We start from the raw sequence: 22,247 nt of genomic DNA on the forward strand, positions 1-22,247 counted from the left end.
GGCATGAGTGCGGCGTGGTCTAGCGCGGGGCGGGCAGGCCGGCGGCGAGCCGCCCGAACACGTCCCGCAGGATGCTTTCCAGCGACTGCGACGGCTCGGCGACGAGCCACTGCTGGGTGACGACGTTGAGCGCGGCCCCGACGACGCCCGCGACGAGCCGCGGGTAGACGTCCCGGGTGGCATCGGTGCCGGTGCGTTCGGCGACGACGAGCGCGAACTCGGCTTCGGCGGCCGCGCCGGCCTTCTGGAACTCGCCCTGCAGCGCGGGTTCGGCGACCATCAGCCGCAGCCCCTCCACCCACGCCTGGTCCGGGATCCCCTTGCCGGGCATGGGTTCGCCGAGGGCGAACCCGGCGAGCGCGGCCTGGGTGATGGCCTCCCAGATCGGCTCGCCGTCCGGCCGTTCCCGCAGCGCGGCGGCGATCGAGCGGGCCCGGTCGTGGTGGCGGGCCACGATGGCCTCGCCCTTGCTGCCGAAGTAGTTGCTGAAGGTCCGGGTGGACACCCCGGCTTCGGCGGCGATGTCTTCGATCCGGACGTTGTCGAACCCGCGCTCGACGGTCAGCCGGATCGCCGCCCAGCTCAGCGCGATGCGCGTTTCGTGCTTCTTGCGCTCGCGCAGGCCGTGTCCGGTGTCCATGGCTTCACGGTACCGAAGTTTGCCGAATCTGCAAAGTTGCCTAGCCGGCAAGTTTGGTGTCGGGCGCGCCGCCGAGGAAAGCGGCGTAGCGGGCGGCTGCGTCGTCGTCGACGAAGTTGGCGTCCCACTGCCCCGGCCACCGGCGCAGCTCCCGGCCGTGGACGTAGGCGGTCCGCCACGTCTTGGAGAACCGCACCCAGGCGATCCACGACGGACCCCGGTCGGTGTCGTAGCCCCTGGTTTTCGCGGTACCCCGTCACGCACCGGACGGAAACCGAGTCATCGATCGCCGAAAGCGTCGACGCGCGTCACACTGTTGTGTGACATCGGTCACCGGAGGTGTTGCGAGATGGTTCTGGGCGACAACGGCGTCACTCACCAGGTGGCGCCGGACAGCAGGTCGGGGCGAGTGCAGGTACGGCGGGCGGCGCTGGCGAGCGCCATCGGCACGACCATCGAGTGGTACGACTTCTTCCTCTACAACACCGCGGCGGCGCTGGTCTTCCCGCACCTGTTCTTCCCCGCCTCGAGCGCGTACGCGGGGGCCATGCAGTCGTTCGCCACCTACGCGGTCGGGTTCGCCGCGCGGCCGGTTGGGGCCGCGATCTTCGGGCACTGGGGCGACCGGATCGGGCGCAAGGCGACGCTGATCGTCACGCTGCTGCTGATGGGCATCTCCTCCGGCGTGGTCGGGATGCTGCCCGGGACGTCCGCGATCGGGATCGCCGCGCCGCTGATCCTGGTGCTGCTGCGGCTGGTGCAGGGCATCGCCATCGGCGGTGAGTGGAGCGGCTCGGTGCTGCTTGCCATGGAGTGGGGTGACCAGCGCAAACGCGGGCTGCTCGGCAGTTTCGCCCAGATCGGTGTCCCGGTCGGGCTGGTGCTGGGCACCGGCGGCATGACGCTGCTGTCGGCGACGCTGTCCCCCGACGCGTTCGACTCCTGGGGCTGGCGGATCCCGTTCCTGCTCAGCCTGGTGCTGGTCGCGGTCGGCCTGGTGATCCGGCTGAAGATCCTCGAGACGCCGATGTTCGCCAAGCTCGTCGAGAACCGGCAGACCGCCCGCACCCCGGTGCTCGACGCGATCCGGCACCACTGGCGGGAAATCCTGCTCTCGGCCGGCGTGCGGTTCAGCGAGCAGATGCCGTTCTACCTGTTCACCAGCTACGTGCTGATCTACGTCGTGTCGCGGCACGACTTCAGCAAGACGTTCGTGCTCAACGCCGTCCTCGTCGGCGCCGCCTGCGAGCTGGCGCTGATCCCGCTGTTCTCCTCGCTGTCGGACACCTTCGGCCGCAAGCGGGTCTACCTGTGCGGGGCGGTGCTGACCGGGCTGATCGCGTTCCCGTACTTCACGATCCTGGCGCACGGCAGCCACGCGCTGGTGTTCGTCGCGGTCGTCGTGTCGTTCGTCCCGCACGCGCTGCAGTACGGCCCGCAGGCGGCGCTGATCGGCGAGAGCTTCCCGACGCACCTGCGCTACGGCGGCGCGGGGCTGGGCTACCAGCTGGCGTCGGTGTTCGCGGGCGGGCCGGCGCCGCTGCTGGCGACGTGGCTGCTGCACACGACCGGGACGCCGTACGCGATCTCCGGCTACATCATCCTGTCCGCGGTGGTCACCGTGCTGTGCGTGATCTTCCTGAAGGACCGCTCGAAGGCCGACATCGACGACGTCACCGTCTACCAGCGCTGAACGAAACGAAGGCCGCCACCGACCTTCGGTGGCGGCCTTCGGCGTGCCGGACGTCAGCGGCGCGGGCCGCCCTGGGGGCCGCCGAACGGGGGCTGCTGCGGGAACGGGCCGGTGCCCGGGTTCTGCTGGGGGCCGCCGAACTGGCCCGGCGGCGGGGCCTGCGGCGGCGGGCCCTGGTACTGGCCACCCGGGGGCGGGCCGGCCGGGGCCTGCGGCTGCGGCAGCGCGGGCTGGCCGCTCTTCGGGGTCGACGGCTGCTGCGGCGGGGGCACCGCCTCCGTGCCGCGGTCCTCGTCGGCCTCCGGCTCGGCCTGCTGCTGGGCCGGGCGCGGGATCGACGGCCGGACGGGCGGCGATGAGGGCGCCCCGATCGCCGGGACCTCCTTGCGCGCCACCGCTTCCGCGGCCGCGACGGCCTCGGCGACCTTCGGGTCGCTCTTGGTCTCGAACCAGTCGGCGACCTCTTCGTCCTCGAGGTCGACCTTGTCCGGGACGTCGTCGTCCTTCGGCGGCTCGTAGCGGAACACGCCGTCGTCGCCCGGGGCGCCGAGCGCGCGGGCGAAGCCTTCGAGGGCCTTGCCGTAGTCGCTGGGGATCATCCAGACCTTGTTCGCGTCGCCCTGGGCCATCTGCGGCAGCGTCTGCAGGTACTGGTAGGCCAGCACCTCCGGGGTCGGGCGGCCGGCCTTGATCGCGGCGAACACCTTCTCGATCGCCTTCGCCTGGCCCTGCGCCTGCAGGTAGCGCGCGGCGCGTTCACCCTGGGCCCGCAGGATGCGGGACTGCCGCTCGGCCTCGGCGGCGAGGATGGTCGCCTGCCGGGCACCTTCGGCGGCGAGGATCTGGCTCTGCTTCTGGCCTTCCGCGGTCTTGATCGCCGACTCCCGCTGACCTTCCGCGGTGAGGATCATCGCGCGCTTCTCGCGGTCGGCGCGCATCTGCTTCTCCATCGAGTCCTGGATGGACGGCGGCGGGTCGATCGCCTTCAGCTCGACGCGGGCGACGCGGATGCCCCAGCGGCCGGTGGCTTCGTCGAGCACGCCGCGCAGCTGGCTGTTGATGGAGTCGCGGGAGGTCAGGGTCTGCTCGAGGCTCATGCCACCGACCACGTTGCGCAGCGTGGTGGTGGTCAGCTGCTCGACACCGACGATGTAGTTGGAGATCTCGTACACCGCGGCACGCGAATCGGTGACCTGGAAGTACACGACCGTGTCGATCGACACCGTCAGGTTGTCCTCGGTGATCACCGGCTGCGGCGGGAACGAGACGACCTGCTCGCGCAGGTCGATCCGGGCGCGCACCTTGTCCAGGAACGGCACGAGGATGTTGAGGCCGGGCGAGGCGACCGTGCGGAACCGGCCGAGCCGCTCGATCACGGCCGACTGCGCCTGCGGCACCACCATGACCGCCTTGGCTATCGTGATGATCACGAGCAGGACCAAGGCGATGACCAAGCCGATCGCGAATCCGGTCAAGAGACTTTCCCCTTACCTAGTACCATTCTTGCGCGGTTGACGGCGTTGTGGGTGCCGCGGGCGGGCGCACCGCGAGCTTGAGCTCCTTCGCGGTGATGCCCCAGCGGCCGGTGGTGTCGTGCAGGACCGTCCACACTGTACGGTGCAGGTCGCCCGGCGCGGTGACGGCGCGCTCGGCCGTGGTCAGGCCGGCTTCCTGCCGCAGCGCGGTGCGGGTCAGCTGCTCGATCGCCAGCGCCGGGTTCGAGATCCCGTAGGCGGCCAGGCGCGGGTCGGTCACCGCGAAGGTGACCTCGAAGCCGATGAGGACGTCCTGCCCGTCGCCGGCCTCGACCGGCCGGGGCGGGGCGGACAGGATCTGTTCGCCCAGGTCGACGCGGGCCCGGACCCGGTCGGCGAACGGGAGCACGAAGTGGCGGCCGGGGCCGAGCACGGTGCGGAACTTCCCGCCGCGTTCGATCACCGCGGCGTGGCCGTCGCCGACGATGACGAGCCCCAGGCTCACGGCTCGGCCGACACGACGGCCGTCGCGCCGGAGATCTCGACGACGGTGACCGAGGTGCCGGGCTGGATCGGCGGGAGGTGCTCCCCCAGGCTGCGGGCCGACCAGACGTCGCCGCCCAGCTTGACCTGGCCCGCCTCGGCGTCCACTGTGGACAACACGACGGCGCGGGCGCCGATCAGCGCGTCGATGCCGGTGTGGTGGGCCGGCCCGGACAGCAGGCGCCGCTTGAGGGCGGGGCGGACCAGCAGGAGCATGCCGACCGAGGCGACCGCGAACACGGCGACGTCGACGAGCAGGTTCCCGGTGAGGACCTCGGCCCCGGCGCCGAACAGCGCGGCGACGCCCAGCATGATCAGCACGAAGTCGCCGGAGACGACTTCGGCGATCATCAGGGCGATGCCGACGATCAACCAGACCAGTGCCCAAGCCATGGCTTCATGCTCTCAGATCGCGCCGGTTCGCACCGGAGCAGTGACGGGACGTAACCTTCGCGTGACCTTGGACAAAACGGACATTCAGCCCTCTTCCGCCGGTTCGGTGACGAAGTCGATGAGCCGCTCCACGGCCCCGATGAGCGGGGTCTCGAGGTCGCGGAAACTGCTCACCCCGCTCAGGACACGCTGCCAGCCTTCGAAAGGTTGCCCCCAGCCGAGCGCGTCGCAGATGCCCTGCTTCCACTCGGTGCCGCGGGGGATCTTCGGCCACGCCCTGATCCCGACCGCCTCCGGCCGCACGGCTTCCCACACGTCGATGTAGGGGTGGCCGGTGACCAGCACGTTCTCGTCCCGGACGGCCTCCACGAGCCGGGACTCCTTGCTGCCGGGCACCAGGTGGTCGACCAGCACGCCGAGCCGGCGGCCGGGCCCGGTGCCGAACTCCGCGATCCGGTCGGCGAGCACGTCGACACCGTCGAGCGGCTCGACGACGACGCCTTCGACGCGCAGGTCGTGGCCCCAGACGCGCTCGACGAGCTCGGCGTCGTGCTTGCCTTCGACCCAGATGCGGGAGTCGCGGGCGACGCGGGCCTGCAGACCCTGCACCTTCACCGATCCGGACGCCGACACCTGCTTGACCGGGGCTTTCACCGTCTTCACCGGGACGAGGGTGACCGGCTTGCCTTCCAGCAGGAACCCGGCGGGGGCGAGCGGGAAGACGCGGTGGCGGCCCTTGGCGTCTTCGAGCACGACGTTCCCGTACTCGATCTTCACCACCGCGCCGCAGTAGCCGCTGGCCGGGTCCTCGACGACCAGACCGGGTTCGGCGGGGACCTCCGGCACCTTCCTGCGGCGGGGGCCGGCGAGCACGTCGTCATAGGAGTGGGAGCGCACGACCTGGGAACCTAGCGGCGGTGACGGCCGCGGCGGGTCATGCCACGCCGGTCAGCGGGCCATCTCCAGCAGGGCATCGGTGAACGGCGTGCGCTCACCCCGGCGCAGCGGGGCGAGGGCGGCCAGCGGAGCCAGCGCGGCGCACCACGCGCGGGCCCGCCCGGCGTCGAGGCCGGGCAGGTGGGGGCGGAGCGCCTCGATGCCGTCGTCGACGGTGCCGCCCGCGGCCAGGGGCAGGTAGAGCCAGTCGGCGAGGTCGAACGCCGGGTCGCCGACGCTCGGGCGCGGGTCGATGGCGACCAGGCCGCGGCGGGGGCCGGCGTCGAGGACGTTGCCGGGGTGCAGGTCGCCGTGGACGACCGCGACCGGGCCGTCCCCGGCCAGGGCCAGGGCCCGGCCGCGGGCTTCCGCGAGGAGCCCGGGCGGCAGGAGGTGCCCGGCCGCGGACTCCGCGAGGGTCCGCTCGGTGATGTCGTACATGAACGTCACGCGCTCGGTCAGCGGCGGCAGGCCGGCCGGGGGCGGCACGCTGTGCAGCTCGGTGAGCAGGCGCCCGACCTGCGGCCACGGGACGTCCCGGCCGCGCAGTTCGGTGCCGGGGACCAGGCCTTCGAGCAGGATCGCCCCGACGTCCAGGTCGGTGTCGAGCACCTGCACCGCCCGCGAGCAGCCCTTCCACGCCTGCAGCCCGGCGAACTCCAGGCGGGCGACTTCGTGGTCGGGGGTCAGCTTGAGGACCTGCAGCTCACCGGCCGGGCCGGTGCACAGCAGGGTGCGGCCGGTGTTGCCGGGCCGGGCTTCGCGGACGGTCAGGCCCCACTTCGCGGCCAGCCGGGCGACCAGGTCCGGCAGCGCGTCGCACCACGGTCCGGCCAGCTCGGCGCCGAAACGGCCGGCCAGCCGCGCGCGGGCGGCGTCGTCGATCAGAACAGGGGCCACGGGATCGCGCGCCAGTCGTCGCCGGGTTCGGGGAAGATGCCCTCGGCGAGCAGCACGTCGGTGCGTTCGGCCAGTGCGCGGATTTCGAGCTTCGTGATGTGCTCGGCGAGGGTCCGGCCGAGGCCGCCGTCGAGTTCCGAGCGCAGCTTGCGCAGCTTCTCGACGGTGTCGGGCGGCACCGGCTCGCCGATCCAGCCCCACAGGACGGTCCGCAGCTTGGGGTCGGTGTGCAGGCAGATGCCGTGGTCGACGCCGTAGACGCGGCCGTCGGTGCCGGGCAGCAGGTGCCCGCCCTTGCGGTCGGTGTTGTTGGTGACGATGTCGAGCACGGCGAGGTCGCGCAGGCCGGGGTGGTCGGCGTGGGCCAGGACCGCGGGCTCGCCGGCCCGGTCGTGGGCGTGCAGGACCACGCGCCAGCCGTCGGGCACGTCGGCGGGCGGCAGGACCTCCACCAGGTCGTCCTCGGTGGTCTCCACCCACAGCTGGACCATGCCGGGGCCGAACGGGCCGTCGCGCAGCACGGTCGGCGGGATCGCGCCGATGCCGGTCGTGTCGGCGATGATCGCGGTGGCGACCTCGCGCCCGGCCAGGGTGCCGTCGGGGAAGTCCCACAGCGGCCGCTCCCCCGACACCGGCTTGTACACGACCCGGCCGGTGACGCCGTCGAGTTCGATGTTGCAGAACAGCGTGACGTTGGAGGCGTCGACGAGCCGGCCTTCGACGTCGATGCGGCCGTGGGTGACGAGTTCGCGGGAGGCGGGGTCGGCCGGGACAGGCGTCATGGTCAGTCTTCGCCCGCGTCGGTCTCGCGCCGGTAGCCGTTCTGCCGGGGGCAGATGTGCCCGGCCGGGTCGAGCGGCTCGCCGCACAGCGGGCACGGCTTGCGGCCGGCGTTGACGACGCGGTCGGCGCGCTCGGCGAAGGCGCGGGCGGCGGCCGGGCTGAGGAAGACGCGGACCGCGTCCGGGCCCTCCTCGGTGTCGTCGAGCACGACGGTTTCGTCGACCTCGCCTTCGGTGATGGCGAGCAGTTCGATGACGACCGCGCTGCTGTCGGCGTCCCAGCCCAGCCCCATGGTGCCGACGCGGAACTCCTCCTCGACCGGCACGGTGAGGGGGTCGAGGTCGACGAGGTCGTCGGGAGCGTCGTCGGGCACGTCGGCGCCGAACCGGCTGGCGACCTCCTCCAGCAGCGAGCTCAGCCGTTCCGCGAGGACGACGACCTGCTGTTTTTCGATGGTGACGCTGATCGTGCGCACGTCCTCCGACGCCTGGAGGTAGAACGTGCGATCGCCGGGCTCGCCGACGGTGCCGGCGACGAACCGATCCGGCTGGCGGAAGACGTGGATTACGCGAGACATAGCACTGACGACCCTAGGCCACCGGCGCATGATCGGCATCCGCCGCCCCTGGTTCGCGGGGCCGCTAGCCTCGGGGGGTGTCTCGGATCTCGCCGTACGGAACCTGGTCTTCGCCCATCACCGCCGCCGGGGTGGCCGCCGCCGGTGGCGGCCCGCAGTGGCTCGACGTCGTCTCCGGAGAAGTGTGGTGGGCCGAGGCGCGGCCCGGTGAGCAGGGGCGGGTCGCGCTGGTCCGGGCGGTGCCGGGCGGCACCGAGGACGTCCTGGCCGCCCCGTGGAACGTCCGCAACCGGCTGCACGAGTACGGCGGACGGCCGTGGGCGGCGGTCGACGGGGTCGTGGTGTTCACGCACTGGGCCGATCAGCGCGTGTACGCGCAGAGCGAAACCGGCGTGGCGCCCCTCACGCCGTCCCCGGCCGAACCGCAGGGGGTCCGCTACGGCGATCTGCGGGCCGGGCGGCCGGGTGAGGTGTGGGCGGTGCGGGAGCGCAGCACCGGGCCGCGTCCCACCGACGTCGAGCGGCAGCTGGTGGCGATCGGGCTCGACGGCGGCGGCGAGCGGGTGCTGGCCGCGAGCCACCGGTTCCTGACCGTGCCGAAGCTGTCGCCGGACGGGCGGCACGCGGCCTGGTTCGGCTGGGACCACCCGCTGATGCCGTGGGACGGCACCGAACTGTGCGTGGCGCCGGTCGCCGAGGACGGCGGGTTCGGGCCGCACCGGGTGCTGGCCGGCGGCGCGGACGTCTCGGTGTGCCAGGTCGAATGGGAGACGTCGGCGTCGCTGCTGGCGCTGCTGGACCCGGACGGCTGGTGGAACCTGCACCGGATCGGCCTGGACGGGTCGGTGGTGAACGTCGCTCCGGTGGAGCAGGAGCTCGGCGGACCGCTGTGGAAGCCGGGCTCGCGGTGGTTCGCGGCCCTGGGCGGCGGGCGCCACGCGGTGCTGTGCTCGGGGCGGCTGGTGGTGCTCGACGAGGCGGACGGCTCGGTGACGCCGGTGGCGGCCGAGCTCACGGCGTGGTCTTCGACCGCCTTCGCGGTCGCCGGGGACGACGTGGTGGGCGCCGCCGGTGGCCCGGAGCGGGAGGCCGCGGTCGTGCGGGTTTCCCCGGACGGCGCGGTGACGGACCTGACACCGCAGCCGGAGCTGCCGCACGCGTACCTGCCGGTGCCGCAGGAGCGGGTGTTCACCACAGCGGACGGCGAGGCCCTGCCCGTGGTCCTGTACCCGCCGCGGAACCCGGATTTCGCCGCGCCCGAGGGTGAGCGGCCGCCGCTGCTGGTGCACGTCCACGGCGGGCCGACCGGGCAGCACCTGCCGGGGCTGGACCTGGAGATCGCGTACTTCACCAGCCGCGGGATCGGCGTGGCGGCGGTGAACTACGGCGGGTCGACGGGGTTCGGGCGCGCCTACCGCGAGCGGCTGCGGGAGCAGTGGGGCGTGGTGGACGTGGCCGACTGCGTGGCGGTGGCCGAGGCGCTGGTGGCGGCCGGGCTGGCCGACGGCGACCGGCTGGGGATCCGCGGGGGCAGCGCGGGCGGGTTCACCGCGGCGGCGTCGCTGACGACGACGAAGACCTACCGGGCCGGCACGGTGATGTTCCCGGTGCTGGACCTGGCCGGGTGGACCGGCACCGAGGGCGACACGCACGACTTCGAGTCCCGGTACCTCGACGGCCTCGTGGGGCCGCTGCCGGCGGCGCGGCAGCGGTACGTGGAGCGCTCGCCGCTGGCGAACGCCGGGGCGCTGGCCGGGCCGGTGCTGTTCCAGCAGGGCCTCGAGGACAAGATCTGCCCGCCGGAACAGGCCGACCGGTTCGTGGCCGGACTGGCCGGGCGCGGCATCCCGTACGCCTACCAGCGGTTCCCCGGGGAGCAGCACGGATTCCGGCAGGCGGCGACGATCGTGGCGGCGCTGGAGGCGGAGTTGTCGTTCTACGGCCAGGCGTTCGGGTTCGAGACGCCGGGTGTGGCGCGGCTGGAGCTGTCGCGGTGAGGCCGCCGCGGTTGCGGGCCGGGGACACGGTGGCGCTGGTGGCGCCGGCCGGGCCGGTGCCGGCGGACCTGCTGGAGAAGGCGCTGCCGGTGCTGCAGGGCTGGGGCGTGGAGGTGCGGGTCGGGCCGTGCGTGCGTGCGTCGCCCGCCTCGCCGCCGTACCTGTCCGGTCCGGACGCGGCGCGGGCGGCGGAGTTCACCGAGGCGTGGCTGGATCCCGGCGTCCGGTGCGTGCTGGCGGCGCGGGGCGGCTACGGCGTGCAGCGGATGCTGGACCTGGTGGACTGGGCGGCGCTGCGGGCGGCGGGGCCGAAGGTGCTGGCCGGGTCGTCGGACGTCACGGCGCTGCACCGCGCGGTGGACGTCCACTTGGGACTGTCCAGTTTGTTCTCCCCGATGCCGGCGAGCGTGCTGTTCGACGACTTCGCTCACGAGCACCTGCGGCGGGCGCTGTTCGAACCGGAGCGGAACCTGGTGGTCCGGGGCGGGTCGGCGCTGGTGCCGGGCCGGGCGTCGGGCCGGTTGACCGGCGGGAACCTGTCGCTGCTGGCGGCGGGGATCGGGACGCCGGAGCAGGGGTCGGCGCGGGACGCGGTGGTGCTGCTGGAGGACGTGACGGAGAGCGTGTACCGGCTGGACCGGATGCTGACGCAGCTGCTGCGCAGCGGCTGGTTCGCCGGGGTCCGCGGGATCGTCCTGGGGTCGTGGGCGGCGTGCGGCGACCCGGCGGACATCCGGGCCCTCGTGGCGGACCGGCTGGTGCCGCTGGGGGTGCCGCTGGTGGCGGACTTCGGGTTCGGGCACGTGGCGTCGTCGCCGACGTTGCCGCTGGGCGTGCCGGTGACGCTGGACGCGGACCTGGGGACGCTGACCTTCGACGAGCCGGCGCTGACGTGACTCCAGACGCGGCGCGGGACCGGTTCGCCGCCGCGCGGGTGGCGCGGCTGGCGACGGTGTCGGAGGCCGGGGTGCCGCACCTGGTACCGGTGACGTTCGCGGTGCGCGGCGACGTGGTGGTGTTCGCGGTGGACCACAAGCCGAAGTCTTCGGTGGCGCTGCGCCGCCTGCGCAACATCGAGGCGAACCCGGCGGTGTGCTTCCTGGCCGACGGTTACGACGAGGACTGGTCGCGGCTGTGGTGGGCGCGGGCGGACGGCACCGCTCGGGTGCTGCCGCCGGGCTCGGAGCCGGCGTCGTGGCTGGTGGCGAAGTACGAGCAGTACGCGGAGCGGCCGCCGGAGCACGCCGTGGTGGTCACGGACGTGCACACGTGGCGCGGCTGGACGGGGAGCTAGTCGCGGAGGAACTTCTCCGGGCGGCGCCAGGCGTCGATCAGGCCGAGGGGGTCCGGGCGCAGCAGGGACGCCGCCGCATACAGGCTGGCCAGCACGACTCCGGCGATGAACCACCAGTCGTACAGGGCCTGCTCGCCGGTCGGGTAGTACACCAGCGTCACGAACACCGAGACCGCGACCACGAGCGCCAGGTGGCGCGGCTGCCACTTGAACGCCGACAGCAGGACGAAACCCCAGGTCAGGTACCACGGCAGGGTCGGCGGCATGAGGATCGCCACGGCCAGGAGCGAGATCCCGGCGCGGTAGACCGCCTCGGTGCCGCCGCCGCGGCCGAGCCACCACTGGCGGATGCCGATCGCGATCAGCAGGAGCATGCCGGCCGCGCGGGCGACCGTCACGAACGGCGAAACCTGGACGTCCACGATCAGGTGGACCAGGTTGTAGAACACCTCGCCGATGCCGGTGGGGATGTTGAGCCAGTTCGCGATGAGCTGCGGGGCCTTCAGCCCCGACCACCAGCCGAGGTTGAGCGAGCCGAGCGAGATCCACGTGCCGGCGACGAACACCGGGAGGAACAGGCCGACCGAGGCGGCGCCGGCGCGCAGGAAGTTGCGGACCTTGGACTCGCCTTCGAGGTGGTTGGCCCAGATCCAGACGAGGAACGGCAGGGCGATCGCCGCGGTGGGCTTGATCAGCATGCCGATGGTGACCAGGACGATCGCGGCGACGTGGCGGCGTTCCAGGGCGGCGAGGACGCCGATGGTGAGGAACGCGAGCATCATCAGGTCGTTGTGCGGGCCGCCGAAGAGGTGGATGACCATCATCGGGCTGGCCACCGCGAGCCACAGGGCGACCGGGAGCTTGCCGCCGAGGTGCTTGACCAGCCGCGGCAGCGCCCACAGCGTCCCCGCCAGGCCGGCCAGCAGCACCACGCGCATGAGGATGACGCCGAGGATCATGTTGTCGCCGGTGGTGGCGACGACGCCCTTGGAGATGAGCAGGAACAGCGGCCCGTACGGGGCCGGGGTGGTCTGCCAGAGCGGGTGGACGTTCTGCACCACGTTCGGCAGCACGTCGAGCTCGGCGGGGCCGTTGGCGTACGGGTCGAGCCCGTAGAGCAGCTGGGCGCCCTGGCCGAGGTAGGAGAAGACGTCGCGGGTGAACAGCGGCGGCGAGACCAGCAGCGGCGCCATCCAGCAGCCGGCCGCGATCAGGACGGGACGGCTGCCGACGCGGCCGAGCAGCACGTAACGGCCGAGCCGGACCCAGGCCCACACCACGAGGCCGAAGCCGGTGTAGAGGACGGCGTTGGCGAGCATGCGGCCGTGGCCGTAGCGGACCCAGGACAGCGGGCCGTGGCCGAGCACCGGGTCCTTGATGAGGATGCCGCCGGCACCGAGGGCGGCGATCATCAGCAGCGTGCTGCCGACCGTGCCCATCGCGATCGTGCGGTACGGGAATCGCGAGGGCACGCGGAGCCGCTCGGCCAGTCCGGCCGAGGACGTCTGTGCGGGGTCGGTGGTGGTCGCCATTTCCGTTCGGAGATTACACAACGCACTCGTGCGGAGTTCCCGCAGTATCAGGTTTCCACGGTGCGCCGCTGGGCGGTCCCGCCGGGCAGGGCGGCCAGCAGGGACTTCGTGTATTCGTGCTGCGGGTCGAGCAGGACCTGTTCGACGGTTCCGGTCTCGACGAGCTCGCCGCGGTACATCACGGCGACGCGGTCGGCGATGTTCCAGGCCAGGCCCAGGTCGTGGGTGATCACCAGGGCGGCGAGGCCGAGTTCGCGCCGCAGCCGCAGCAGCAGCGCGAGGATTTCGCCGCGGACGGAGGCGTCGAGGGAGGCGACCGGTTCGTCGGCCACCACCACCGACGGTTCGAGCGCCAGCGCCCCGGCGATGACGACGCGCTGGCGCTGGCCGCCGGAGAGCTGGTGCGGGAGCCGGTCGGCGTACTTCTCCGCCGGCCGCAGTTCGGCGGCTTCCAGGGCCCGGTGGACGACCGCGCGTTCGTCGGCGAGCCGGTGGATCCGCGGGCCTTCGGCGACGGCCTCGTACACGGTGTGGGCCGGGTTGAGCGCGCTCGTCGGGTCCTGCAGGACGAGCTGGACCTGGCGGCGGTAGGCCTTGCGGCCCGCTCCCCCGGCAGGTACCGGTTTCCCGGCGTAGCGGACCACGCCGGAGTCGGGTTTCTGCAGGCCGAGCAGGGTGCGGGCGAGGGTGGTCTTGCCGGAGCCGGACTGCCCGACCAGGGCGACGATTTCGTCGCGGGACACGGTGAGGTCGACGCCGGCGACGGCGTCGATGCGCTTGCCGGTGCGGTCGCGGAAGGACACGCGCAGGTTTTCCGCGGCCAGCAGCGGCTCCCCGCTCGCCACCCGGTCCGGGGGTTCGGGTGGCAGCGGGGTGCTGGTGGCGGGGGCGAAGCGGGACACCGGGTCGCCGACCGTCGGGAACGCCGCCGCCAGCGCCCGGGTGTGTTCGTGCTTCGGCGAGCCCATCACCTCGGTGCTGGGGCCTTCTTCGACGATCTGCCCGTCGTACATGACGGCGATGCGTTCGCAGGTGGCGGCGAGCACGGACAGGTCGTGGCTGATCATGATCAGCCCGATGCGCTGTTCGGCGACCAGCCGGGTGAGCAGGGCGAGGACCTGGGCCTGGACGATGACGTCGAGGGCGGTGGTCGGCTCGTCGGCGATGATCAGCCGGGGCGAGCAGGCCAGCGCCATGGCGATCATGACGCGCTGCTTCTGGCCGCCGGACAGCTCGTGGGGGTAGGCGCCGGCCCGGCCGGGTGGCAGGTCGACCTGGGTGAGCAGTTCGGCGACACGGGCGTCGACCTCGGCGTCGGTGAGGGCCTTGCCGGACGGTGGGTGCAGCCGCAGCGGTTCGGCGATCTGCTCGCCGATCTTGCGCACCGGGTTGAGGGCGTGCATGGCGCCCTGGAACACCACCGACGCCTCGGCCCAGCGGACCGCGCGCAGCCGGCCCCACTTCATGGCGGTGACGTCTTCGCCGTCGAGGAGGATCTCGCCGGTGATCTTCGCGGTGCGCGGGAGCAGCCGCAGCACGCTCATGGCGACGGTGGACTTGCCGGAGCCGGATTCGCCGGCGACGCCGAGGGTGCCGCCGGGGGCGAGGGTGAGGTCGACGCCGCGGACGGCGGGGACGTCGGTGTCCCCCACCGCGTAGGTGACGTTCAGGTCGTGGAGCTGCAGCAGCGGGGTGGTCACTTCTTCAACCTCGGGTTGAACACGGTCTCCAGGCCCCGGCCGACCAGGGTGAAGAAGAGGACGACGAGGACGATGGCGATGCCGGGCGGCAGGACGTTCCACCAGGCGCCGCGGCTGATGGCGCCGTTGTTGAGCGCGCTTTCCAGCACCAGGCCCCAGGTGACGGAGTTGGGGTCGCCGACGCCGAGGAACGACAGGGTCGCGTCGGCGATGACGGCGTTGCCCACGACCAGGGTGGTGTTGGCCAGGACCAGCGGCATCACGCCGGGCAGCACGTGCCGGCCGATGACGTGCAGGTGGCCGCCGCCGAGGGCGTGGGCGCGCTCGATGTAGGGGCGGCTTTCGATGGTCAGCGTCTGGGCGCGGACGAGCCGGGCGGTGCTGGGCCAGGCGGTGAGGCCGATGGCGACGATGATCGTGCCGACCCCTTTGGGCAGCACCGCCGAGAGGGCGATGGCGAGGATCAGCGAGGGCAGGACCAGGAAGAAGTCGGTGAACCGCAGCAGGGTCGCCGACACCCAGCCGCCGAAGTGGGCGGCGGTGATGCCGATGAGGGTGCCGATGACGACCGACAGCAGGGCGGCGGAGAACCCGACGAGCAGGGAGATCCGGGTGCCCCAGACGGTCATGAGCAGCACCGAGCGGCCGAAGTTGTCGGTGCCGAGCCAGAACTCGCCGGTGGGCGGGGACAGCGGCTGCCCGGTGGCCTTGGTGACGTTGAGGCCGCTCTCGTCGCTGATCAGCGGCAGGAGCAGGGCGACGAGCACGGTGGCGCCGAGCAGGACGAGCCCGGCGAGCGCGGTGCGCTGGGCGGCGAACTCGCGCCAGGTCCGGGCGAGCGACGCGCGGCGGCGCGCCCAGGCGATCTGCCGGGGCGTCTCGGCGGTGGTCATGAGGTACGCACCCTCGGGTCGAGCACGCGGTAGAGCAGTTCCGCGAGCAGGTTCATCAGCACGACCGCGCTCGCCAGCACGGTGAACACGCCCTGCAGGACCGGCAGGTCGGGGCCGTGCAGGGCGTCGTAGGTGAGCTGGCCGAGGCCGGGCCAGCTGAACACGGCTTCGACGGTGACCGCGCCCGCGACGACCTGGCCGAACTGCATGAACACCAGCGTGGTGGTGGGCAGCAGGGCGTTGGGGACGGCGTGGCGGCGGCGGAGGAGGTCGTCGCGCAGGCCCTTGGCGCGGGCGGTGGTGAGGTAGTCGGCGTTCATCTCCCCCAGCAGCGACGAGCGCATGATCAGCATGTACTGGGCGTAGAACACCGCCAGCAGCGTCACGCAGGGCAGCACCAGGTGGTGCAGGACGTCGAGGGTCTGGGACAGCACGTCGGGGGCGGCGTCGGGCGAGTGCATGCCGCGGCTGGGGAACAGGCCGCCGGTGACCACGAGCAGCATCAGGCCGAGCCAGAACTGCGGGACCGACCACAGGGTCAGCGCGATGCCGGTCTGGGTGCGGTCGAAGAGGCTGTCGCGGCGCCAGGCGGCGCGGATGCCCAGCCACAGGCCGAGGACGACGGCGAGCAGGGTGGCGCTGCCGACGAGCAGGATGGTCGGCCAGAGCCGTTCGCCGATCATGTCGGCGACCGGGCGGCCGTTGTTGAGCAGCCGGGATTCGCCGAGGTCGCCGTGGAGCAGGTTCCAGAAGTAGGTGCCGAACTGGACGAGGACGGGCTTGTCGACGCCCATCTTCTCGCGCAGTTCGGCGATCTGCTGGGGGCTGGTGACGCGGTCGCGGGTCATCGCCGCGACCGGGTCGCCGGGCAGCATCCGGAAGAGGAAGAAGAACAGCACGATCACCAGCAGGACGCTGATGACGGCTTCGAGCAGTTTCCTGAGCACGAACCGGGCGGTGCCGGTCCCGCCGCGGTGCTCGCCGGGATCGGCGAGCACCGCGGCTTGTTCGGGGGCGGTCATGGTTATTCGCGGTCCTCCGCCGACTTGCCGCGGCGGCCGAGCAGGACACCGCCGCCGACGAGGACGACCACGACGACCGCGCCGAGGACGATCCACAGCACGGTGTTGCCGCTGCCGGAGTCCGCCGCGTTCGCGGTGCCGGCCGGGGTGGCGCCGTAGACGCCCCAGTAGCCGGTCTGCTCGAGGATCGCGCCCTTGGGCTGCGGCTGGGTGGTGAAGCCGGCGAACTTGTCGGAGCGGTAGGCCTCGAGGGTGTTCTGGTAGTCCAGCACGATCGTCGGGATCTGGCTGTAGAGCCGGGCCTGGGCCTGCTTGACGTAGTCCGCGCGCTTGGCGTCGTCGGTTTCGGTCAGCTGCTTCTTGTAGAGGTCGTCGTAGGCGGCGTCGCAGAAGAAGGTGTCGGTGCTGCCGCCCTTGGCCTCCGGGCTGGGGCGCGCGGCGCAGGTGTGCAGCGAGAGCACGTAGTCCGGGTCGGGGTTGGTGCCGTAGCCGCCGATGGCCAGGTCGTACTTGCCGGTGGAGGTGCGGTCGGACAGCTCGTCGTCGGAGACCAGGTCCTGCTTGACGGTGATGCCGATGTCCTTGAGCCAGCCGGTGACGTACTGGGCGACGCCCTGGTCGTAGCTGCGGTTGGCGTGCCCGGTCAGGCGCAGTTCCAGCTTGGCGCCGGCGGGGGTGGTGCGGACGCCGTCGGCGCCCTTCTTGTAGCCGGCCTGCTCGAGGGTGGTGTTGGCGGCGGCGAGGTCGAACTTGATGCGTTCGGCGTCGCTGGGGTCCCAGTGGTAGGCGGCGTAGATGGCAGGCACGACGCCGCCGCCGGCCTGGCCGAGGCCCTTGAGCACCTTGTCCACGATCGTCTTGGTGTCCACGGCCTGGGCGATCGCCTTGCGGACGTTGAAGTCCTTGAGGACGGGGTTGCCGTCGCCGATCGGGTTGTTGGCGTTGTCGGTGACGCCGAAGTTGAGCGTCAGCTCGTCGTAGCGGCGGCCGGGGGCGGCGTTGGTGGTGATGCCCTGCTGGCCCTGCAGCGCGGCGAACTGGTTGGGGTTGAGCCGGTTGATGACGTCGACTTCGCCCTGCTTGAGCGCGTTGACCGCGGCTTCGGTGTCCTTGAACTGCAGCAGCTGCAGCTCGTCGACCTTCGGTGCGCCGCGCCAGTAGTCCTTGTTGGCCTTGAACTTGACGTACTCGTTCGGCTTGTACTCGGTGACCTGGAAGGGGCCGTCGGAGACGCCGGCGATCTTGACGTCGTCGGTTTCGGCGGCCTTGAGGTCCTTGACCGGTTCCCAGATGTGCTGGGGCACGATCGGCACGTCGAGCAGGTTCATGTTGACCTGCACGGTCTTGGTCTTGATGACGAGCGTGGTGTCGTCGGGGGCGGTGACCGTCTCGAAGTTGGCCACGTAGTTGCCGTTGGCGGTGCGGGCGTTCTCGTCGGTGAGCATCCGGTTGAAGGTGTAGGCCGCGTCCTTGGCGGTCACCGGCTGCCCGTCGCTCCACTTGACGCCGCTGCGGATCTTGAACGTCCAGGTGAGCTTGTCCGCCGACGGGGTCCACGACTCGGCGAGCGCGGGCGAGGCCTCGGCCTTGGCCGCGTCCGGGACGGTGAGGAACTCGAAGGTGAACCGGCCGATCTGCGTGGACGCGGCGAGCACGGCGGTGAAGGGGTTGAGGTGGTCGATGCCGGTGGTGAGCGCGACCCGCAGCACCTTGGCCTGCTGGGCCTGCGCGGGTACGGCGAGCGGGATCGCCGCCAGTGTCGCGGCCGCGACGACCGCGCCCACGCGGGCGAACCGCCCCGATCTGCGTTGGAACTGCACCGAAAACCACCCCATCGTTCGCTTGTGAGCCTCCCCGAAGACGAGAAGTAACCACATGCGGGGACAACCGCGCAATATGTTGCCGCCTCGGCAGGTGCCCGATCGTTATCGATCCATTCGCCGTCACGCTGAGTGACATCGAGGAAGGGGCGTTCCGCGTCCGGGGGCCGGGCGGGCTGGCTAGAGTGCCCGGCATGCGCATCCTGATCTCGGCGGACATGGAGGGCGCCACCGGCGTCACCTGGACCGACGACGTCGTGCCGGGTTCCCCGCAGTGGGACCGTTTCCGGCGGCTGTTCACCGGGGACGTCAACGCGGTGCTGGCCGGCCTGTACGCGAGCGGGGCCACCGATGTGCTGGTCAACGAGGCGCATTCGTCGCAGCGGAACCTGCTGCTGGAGGACCTGGACCCGCGGGCGCGGATGCTGACCGGGCGGCACAAGCCGTTGTCGATGATGCAGGGCATCGACTCGGGCGTGGACGGGGTGGTGTTCCTGGGCTACCACGCCGGGGCGGGCTTCGACGGGGTCCTTTCCCACACCTACCTGGAGAACCAGATCACCGGGGTGTGGCTGGACGACGTCCCGGCGAGCGAGGGGCGGCTCAACGCGGGCATGGCCGCGGAGTACGGCGTGCCTGTCCTGCTCGTTTCGGGTGACGACAAAACGTGTGACGACGCCCGTGATTACGCTCCGGAGGCGGAGCTGGTCCCGGTGAAGGAGTGCGTGAGCCGGTACGCGGCGATCTGCCTGCCGCCGGCGCGCACGGCGGAGCTGCTGACCGCCGCGGCGGCCGACGCGATGGCGCGCGCGGGCCGGGAGGAGCGCCAGGTGGCGCCGCACCGGATCGAGGTGGAGTTCGACGCGAGCCACCTGGCGCAGGCCACGGCGGTGATCCCGACGGTGGAGCAGATCGGGACGCGCCGCGTCGGGTTCGACGCCCCGGACATGACCGAGGCGATGAAGTGCTTCAAGGTCGTCACGGCGATCGCGGGCGGGGCGGTGCAGGGCATCTATGGCTGACCTGGCCGACGTCGTCGAGCTGTGCGCGGACCTGATCCGGTTCGACACGACCAACCGCGGGAACAACGACGCCGAGCCGGAGCGGCCGGCCGCGGAGTACGTGGCCGCGTTCCTCGACGGCCTCGGCATCCCGTCGCGGATCCTGGAGGCCGCGCCCGGCCGGGCCAGCGTGGTCGCGCGGGTGCCCGGTACCGATCCGTCGCTGCCGGCGCTGCTGGTGCAGGGGCACCTGGACGTCGTCCCGGCGGACGCCGCGGACTGGTCGGTGCCGCCGTTCGCCGGCGAGGTGCGCGACGGGTACCTGTGGGGCCGCGGCGCGACCGACATGAAGGACTTCGTGGCGATGGTGCTGGCCGCGCTGGCCGGCGGGGTGCGGCCGCGGCGGGAGCTGGTGCTGGCGTTCGTCGCCGACGAGGAGGACCGCGGCGACTGGGGCGCGCACTGGCTGGTCGCCCACCACCCGTCGTTGTTCGAGGGGTGTGCGGCGGCGATCAGCGAGTCGGGTGGCTACACCTACCACGTGCCCGCCGCCGACGGCCGGGACGTGCACCTGTACCCGGTCGGGACGGCCGAACGCGGCACGGCGCACCTGCGCCTGACCGCGCGGGGCCGCGCCGGGCACGGTTCCCGCCCGAACGACGAGAACGCCGTCGTCCGGCTGGTGGGTGCGCTGAACCGGATCGCCGGGCACCGCTGGCCGGTGTCGCTGACCCCGGCGGTGCGGGCGTTCCTGGAGCGGACCGGCGCCGCGCTGGGCGTCCCGGTCGATCTGTCCTCTTCGGACGGTGTGGACGCGGCGGTGGCGGCGCTGGGCCCGGCGGGTTCGCTGGTGTTGCCGACGGTCCGCAACAGCACCACCCCGACGATGCTGGCCGCGGGGTACAAGGTGAACGTCATCCCGTCGACGGCTTCGGCGCAGGTCGACGTGCGGGTGCTGCCGGGGACCGAGGAAGAACTGTTCACGGCGTTGGACGGGCTGCTCGGCGAGGGTGTGACGCGGGAGTTCGTCGCGCACCAGCCGCCGGTGCAGGCGCCGGTGGAGTCCCCGTGGTTCGACGCGATGGCTTCGGCGCTGCAGGCGGAGGATCCCGAGGCGGTGGTCGTGCCGTACTGCCTGGGCGGCGGGACGGACGCGAAGGCGTTCGCGCAGCTGGGGATCGACTGCTACGGCTTCGCGCCGTTGTGGCTGCCGAAGGGGTTCCCGTACCGGGCGATGGCGCACGGGGTGGACGAGCGGGTGCCGGTCGAGGGGCTGCACTTCGGCACCCGCGTCCTGGCCCGGTTCCTGGAGAGCTGTTAGAAGGCGCGGCCGAGGAGACCGAGCAGGTTTTCCCAGTGCCGCTGCAGGGCGGCGGCGTCGAAGGCGTCGGTGTCGGCCATGGTGAAGCCGTGGACGGTGCCGGGGTAGATCTCGGAGGTGTACTCGATCCCCGCGGCGTCCAGCGTGTGGTTGAGCTCGGCGAGTGCCTCGGGCGTCAGGTCGGTTTCGGCGTGGCCGAAGTGGGCCCGGGCGGTGAGGCGGTGCAGGCTGTCGGGCCCCGCCGCGCCCACGGGGGCGTGGAAACCGGCGAGGGCGGCCACCCGGCCGGGGTGGGCCGCGGCGGTGTGCGTGGCCAGGAGGCCGCCGATGCAGTAGCCGGTCACCGCGACCGGTCCGGGGCTGACCTCGGGCCGGCTGGTGAGGAAGTCCAGGTAGGCGTCGGCGTCGCGCAGGATGCGGTCGGTGGTGTGCGCCTCGATCATCGGCATCAGGCGGGCGAAGATCGCGGGCCGGGCTTCGGCTCCGATGTGCTCGGGCAGGTCGAGCACCGGCGTGGGGCCGTGCCGGTAGAACGGGTTGGGGACGAGCACGCAGTACCCGTGGCCGGCCAGTTCGCGGGCCATCTCCCGCAGCACGGGCCGGATGCCGAAGCCGTCGGGGTACATCAGCACGCCGGGGTGGCGGGCACCGTCGTCGGGGAAGACGGCGAAGGCGTCGGCGTGGCCGTCCGGGGTGGGGATCTGCACAGACTGGGTGGGCATGATCACCGAGCCTAGGCCACCGGATCACGGCACGACGACGAGTTTTCCGGCGGCGCGGTCCTCCTCCATGTACCGGTGGGCGTCGGCGATCTCGTCGAGGGGGAAGACCCGGTCGACGTGCGGCCGGTAGGTGCCGGCTTCGACTTCGCCGATGATCCGCTGCAGCACGGCGGTGGCGCCGGCGTGGTCCTTGCTGTGGAACGCCGTCAGCTTGGTGCCGGACGGGATCTTCGCGATCGGTTCGAAGTCCGGGACGAGCCAGCCGCTGAGCGAACCGGCCACGCACACCGTGCCGCCGCGGCGGACCAGGCTCAGCGAGTCCACGGCCGTGCGGGCGCCGACGAGGTCGAGGACCCAGTCCGGGCCTTCGGGCCACAGCTGCGGCAGGCCGGTCAGGGGGCCGCCGTCGTCGATGAGGACGTGGCCGGTCAGGGCACGGGCCTTGGCCGGGCGGCGGGTGGTGCCGGCGACCTCGAGGCCGTGGCCGGCGGCGATGGCGGCCGCGGCGAGCCCGACCGAGGACGTGCCGCCGCGGATCAGCAGCCGTCCGGTGCTGCCCGGGCCGATCCCCAGCGCGTCCAGGGCACCTTGGGCGGTCAGGTACGTCTCGGGCAGCGCGGCCAGCGTCTCCCAGGGCAGGGTGGTGGTGACCGGCATGAGCAGCGGGTTCGGCAGCAGGGCGTATTCGGCGTAGCCGCCGTCGAAGGCGCGGCCCATCTCCCCCATCACCGCCGCGACGGTCGTGCCCTCGGGCAGGCGGGGATCGGTGGAGGCGGCCACGATCCCGGTGCCTTCGATGCCGAGCACCCGGGGGAACCGCACGTCCGGGGAGTGGCCCTGCCGGGTCCGCAGCTCCGACCGGTTCAGGCCGGCGCCCTTGATCCGCACCAGGCTCCAGCCGTCCCGGACCGCCGGGACCGGCACCTCCCGGACTTCCAGGACCTCCGGGCCGCCGGCCCGGGCACACACCGCTGCACGCATCGTCTTCATGCGTCCCACTCTCAC

The 22,247-nt window shown here is 72.4% G+C and carries 22 protein-coding genes; 6 read left to right on the top strand and 16 right to left on the bottom strand.

Going from position 1 to position 22,247, the window contains the following annotated elements; translation table 11 throughout:
- Positions 1–19: 19 nt before the first annotated feature.
- Complete coding sequence (locus AB0J55_RS17055; RefSeq protein WP_364248786.1) at positions 20–640, bottom strand: TetR family transcriptional regulator; 621 nt, start codon at positions 638–640, stop codon at positions 20–22.
- A 40-nt stretch (positions 641–680) separates the two neighbouring features.
- Positions 681–836 (bottom strand): hypothetical protein, encoded by a 156-nt coding sequence (locus tag AB0J55_RS17060; protein WP_364248788.1) that lies wholly within the window; start codon positions 834–836, stop codon positions 681–683.
- A 153-nt stretch (positions 837–989) separates the two neighbouring features.
- Between AB0J55_RS17060 and AB0J55_RS17065 the strand changes: the two genes are divergently transcribed.
- Positions 990–2,333, top strand: coding sequence for an MFS transporter (locus AB0J55_RS17065; RefSeq protein ID WP_364248790.1), 1,344 nt, complete (start codon positions 990–992; stop codon positions 2,331–2,333).
- A 53-nt stretch (positions 2,334–2,386) separates the two neighbouring features.
- Here AB0J55_RS17065 and AB0J55_RS17070 read toward each other — a convergent pair whose 3' ends face one another.
- The 7 genes from AB0J55_RS17070 to AB0J55_RS17100 form a co-directional block, all read right to left on the bottom strand.
- Positions 2,387–3,736 carry an SPFH domain-containing protein gene (locus AB0J55_RS17070; protein ID WP_364249532.1) on the bottom strand — a complete coding sequence of 450 codons (1,350 nt, stop codon included), beginning with the start codon at positions 3,734–3,736 and terminating at the stop codon, positions 2,387–2,389.
- Between the two features lie 88 nt (positions 3,737–3,824).
- Complete coding sequence (locus AB0J55_RS17075; protein WP_364248792.1) at positions 3,825–4,313, bottom strand: SPFH domain-containing protein; 489 nt, start codon at positions 4,311–4,313, stop codon at positions 3,825–3,827.
- Positions 4,310–4,744: an NfeD family protein gene (locus AB0J55_RS17080; RefSeq protein ID WP_364248794.1), complete on the bottom strand. Its 435-nt coding sequence runs from the start codon at positions 4,742–4,744 to the stop codon at positions 4,310–4,312. Before AB0J55_RS17080 ends, AB0J55_RS17075 begins: the two co-directional genes overlap by 4 nt.
- A gap of 84 nt (positions 4,745–4,828) precedes the next feature.
- A complete protein-coding gene (locus AB0J55_RS17085; protein WP_364248796.1) occupies positions 4,829–5,641 on the bottom strand; it encodes a DUF3097 domain-containing protein in 813 nt (270 codons plus the stop codon).
- Between the two features lie 51 nt (positions 5,642–5,692).
- Complete coding sequence (locus AB0J55_RS17090) at positions 5,693–6,580, bottom strand: aminoglycoside phosphotransferase family protein (RefSeq protein ID WP_364248798.1); 888 nt, start codon at positions 6,578–6,580, stop codon at positions 5,693–5,695.
- Positions 6,565–7,362 (bottom strand): SCO1664 family protein, encoded by a 798-nt coding sequence (locus AB0J55_RS17095; RefSeq protein ID WP_364248800.1) that lies wholly within the window; start codon positions 7,360–7,362, stop codon positions 6,565–6,567. The genes AB0J55_RS17090 and AB0J55_RS17095 overlap by 16 nt, the downstream gene beginning before the upstream one ends.
- Positions 7,363–7,364: 2 nt before the next feature.
- Entirely contained in the window at positions 7,365–7,940 is a 576-nt protein-coding gene (locus tag AB0J55_RS17100; RefSeq protein ID WP_364248802.1) for a DUF3090 domain-containing protein, read from the bottom strand.
- 77 nt (positions 7,941–8,017) lie between these two features.
- Here AB0J55_RS17100 and AB0J55_RS17105 point away from each other — a divergent pair, with 77 nt between their 5' ends.
- From AB0J55_RS17105 to AB0J55_RS17115, 3 genes are read left to right on the top strand one after another with little or no spacing between them, the layout of a single operon-like run.
- Positions 8,018–9,937: a prolyl oligopeptidase family serine peptidase gene (locus tag AB0J55_RS17105; protein ID WP_364248804.1), complete on the top strand. Its 1,920-nt coding sequence runs from the start codon at positions 8,018–8,020 to the stop codon at positions 9,935–9,937.
- The gene (locus AB0J55_RS17110; RefSeq protein ID WP_364248806.1) at positions 9,934–10,833 is read left to right on the top strand and encodes an LD-carboxypeptidase; all 900 of its coding nucleotides are present in this window, start codon (positions 9,934–9,936) and stop codon (positions 10,831–10,833) included. Before AB0J55_RS17105 ends, AB0J55_RS17110 begins: the two co-directional genes overlap by 4 nt.
- Entirely contained in the window at positions 10,830–11,231 is a 402-nt protein-coding gene (locus tag AB0J55_RS17115) for a TIGR03668 family PPOX class F420-dependent oxidoreductase (protein ID WP_364248808.1), read from the top strand. The genes AB0J55_RS17110 and AB0J55_RS17115 overlap by 4 nt, the downstream gene beginning before the upstream one ends.
- On the opposite strand, the gene mptB is transcribed toward AB0J55_RS17115, so the two are convergent.
- From mptB to AB0J55_RS17140, 5 genes are read right to left on the bottom strand one after another with little or no spacing between them, the layout of a single operon-like run.
- On the bottom strand, positions 11,228–12,763 hold the full coding sequence (gene mptB, locus AB0J55_RS17120; protein WP_364248809.1) for a polyprenol phosphomannose-dependent alpha 1,6 mannosyltransferase MptB: 1,536 nt from the start codon (positions 12,761–12,763) through the stop codon (positions 11,228–11,230). The two genes, AB0J55_RS17115 and mptB, sit on opposite strands and share 4 nt — an antisense overlap.
- 47 nt (positions 12,764–12,810) lie before the next feature.
- On the bottom strand, positions 12,811–14,463 hold the full coding sequence (locus tag AB0J55_RS17125; RefSeq protein WP_364248811.1) for an ABC transporter ATP-binding protein: 1,653 nt from the start codon (positions 14,461–14,463) through the stop codon (positions 12,811–12,813).
- Positions 14,460–15,356, bottom strand: coding sequence for an ABC transporter permease (locus AB0J55_RS17130; RefSeq protein WP_364248813.1), 897 nt, complete (start codon positions 15,354–15,356; stop codon positions 14,460–14,462). The genes AB0J55_RS17125 and AB0J55_RS17130 overlap by 4 nt, the downstream gene beginning before the upstream one ends.
- Positions 15,353–16,378: an ABC transporter permease gene (locus AB0J55_RS17135; RefSeq protein ID WP_364248815.1), complete on the bottom strand. Its 1,026-nt coding sequence runs from the start codon at positions 16,376–16,378 to the stop codon at positions 15,353–15,355. Before AB0J55_RS17135 ends, AB0J55_RS17130 begins: the two co-directional genes overlap by 4 nt.
- Positions 16,379–16,380: 2 nt before the next feature.
- Positions 16,381–18,213, bottom strand: coding sequence for an ABC transporter substrate-binding protein (locus tag AB0J55_RS17140; RefSeq protein ID WP_364248817.1), 1,833 nt, complete (start codon positions 18,211–18,213; stop codon positions 16,381–16,383).
- Positions 18,214–18,392: 179 nt separating this feature from the next.
- Between AB0J55_RS17140 and AB0J55_RS17145 the strand changes: the two genes are divergently transcribed.
- Both AB0J55_RS17145 and AB0J55_RS17150 read left to right on the top strand, forming a co-directional pair.
- Positions 18,393–19,220, top strand: coding sequence for a M55 family metallopeptidase (locus tag AB0J55_RS17145; protein ID WP_364248819.1), 828 nt, complete (start codon positions 18,393–18,395; stop codon positions 19,218–19,220).
- Positions 19,213–20,520, top strand: a complete 1,308-nt coding sequence (locus tag AB0J55_RS17150; RefSeq protein ID WP_364248821.1) for a M20/M25/M40 family metallo-hydrolase — start codon at positions 19,213–19,215, stop codon at positions 20,518–20,520. Before AB0J55_RS17145 ends, AB0J55_RS17150 begins: the two co-directional genes overlap by 8 nt.
- Here the strand turns inward: AB0J55_RS17150 and AB0J55_RS17155 are convergent.
- Positions 20,517–21,242, bottom strand: a complete 726-nt coding sequence (locus tag AB0J55_RS17155; protein ID WP_364248822.1) for a dienelactone hydrolase family protein — start codon at positions 21,240–21,242, stop codon at positions 20,517–20,519. The two genes, AB0J55_RS17150 and AB0J55_RS17155, sit on opposite strands and share 4 nt — an antisense overlap.
- A 24-nt stretch (positions 21,243–21,266) precedes the next feature.
- Entirely contained in the window at positions 21,267–22,232 is a 966-nt protein-coding gene (locus tag AB0J55_RS17160) for a zinc-binding dehydrogenase (protein ID WP_364248823.1), read from the bottom strand.
- Positions 22,233–22,247 lie beyond the last annotated feature (15 nt).

Origin of the sequence: Amycolatopsis sp. NPDC049688 (genome assembly GCF_040674975.1) — a bacterium.
GTDB lineage: Bacteria > Actinomycetota > Actinomycetes > Mycobacteriales > Pseudonocardiaceae > Amycolatopsis.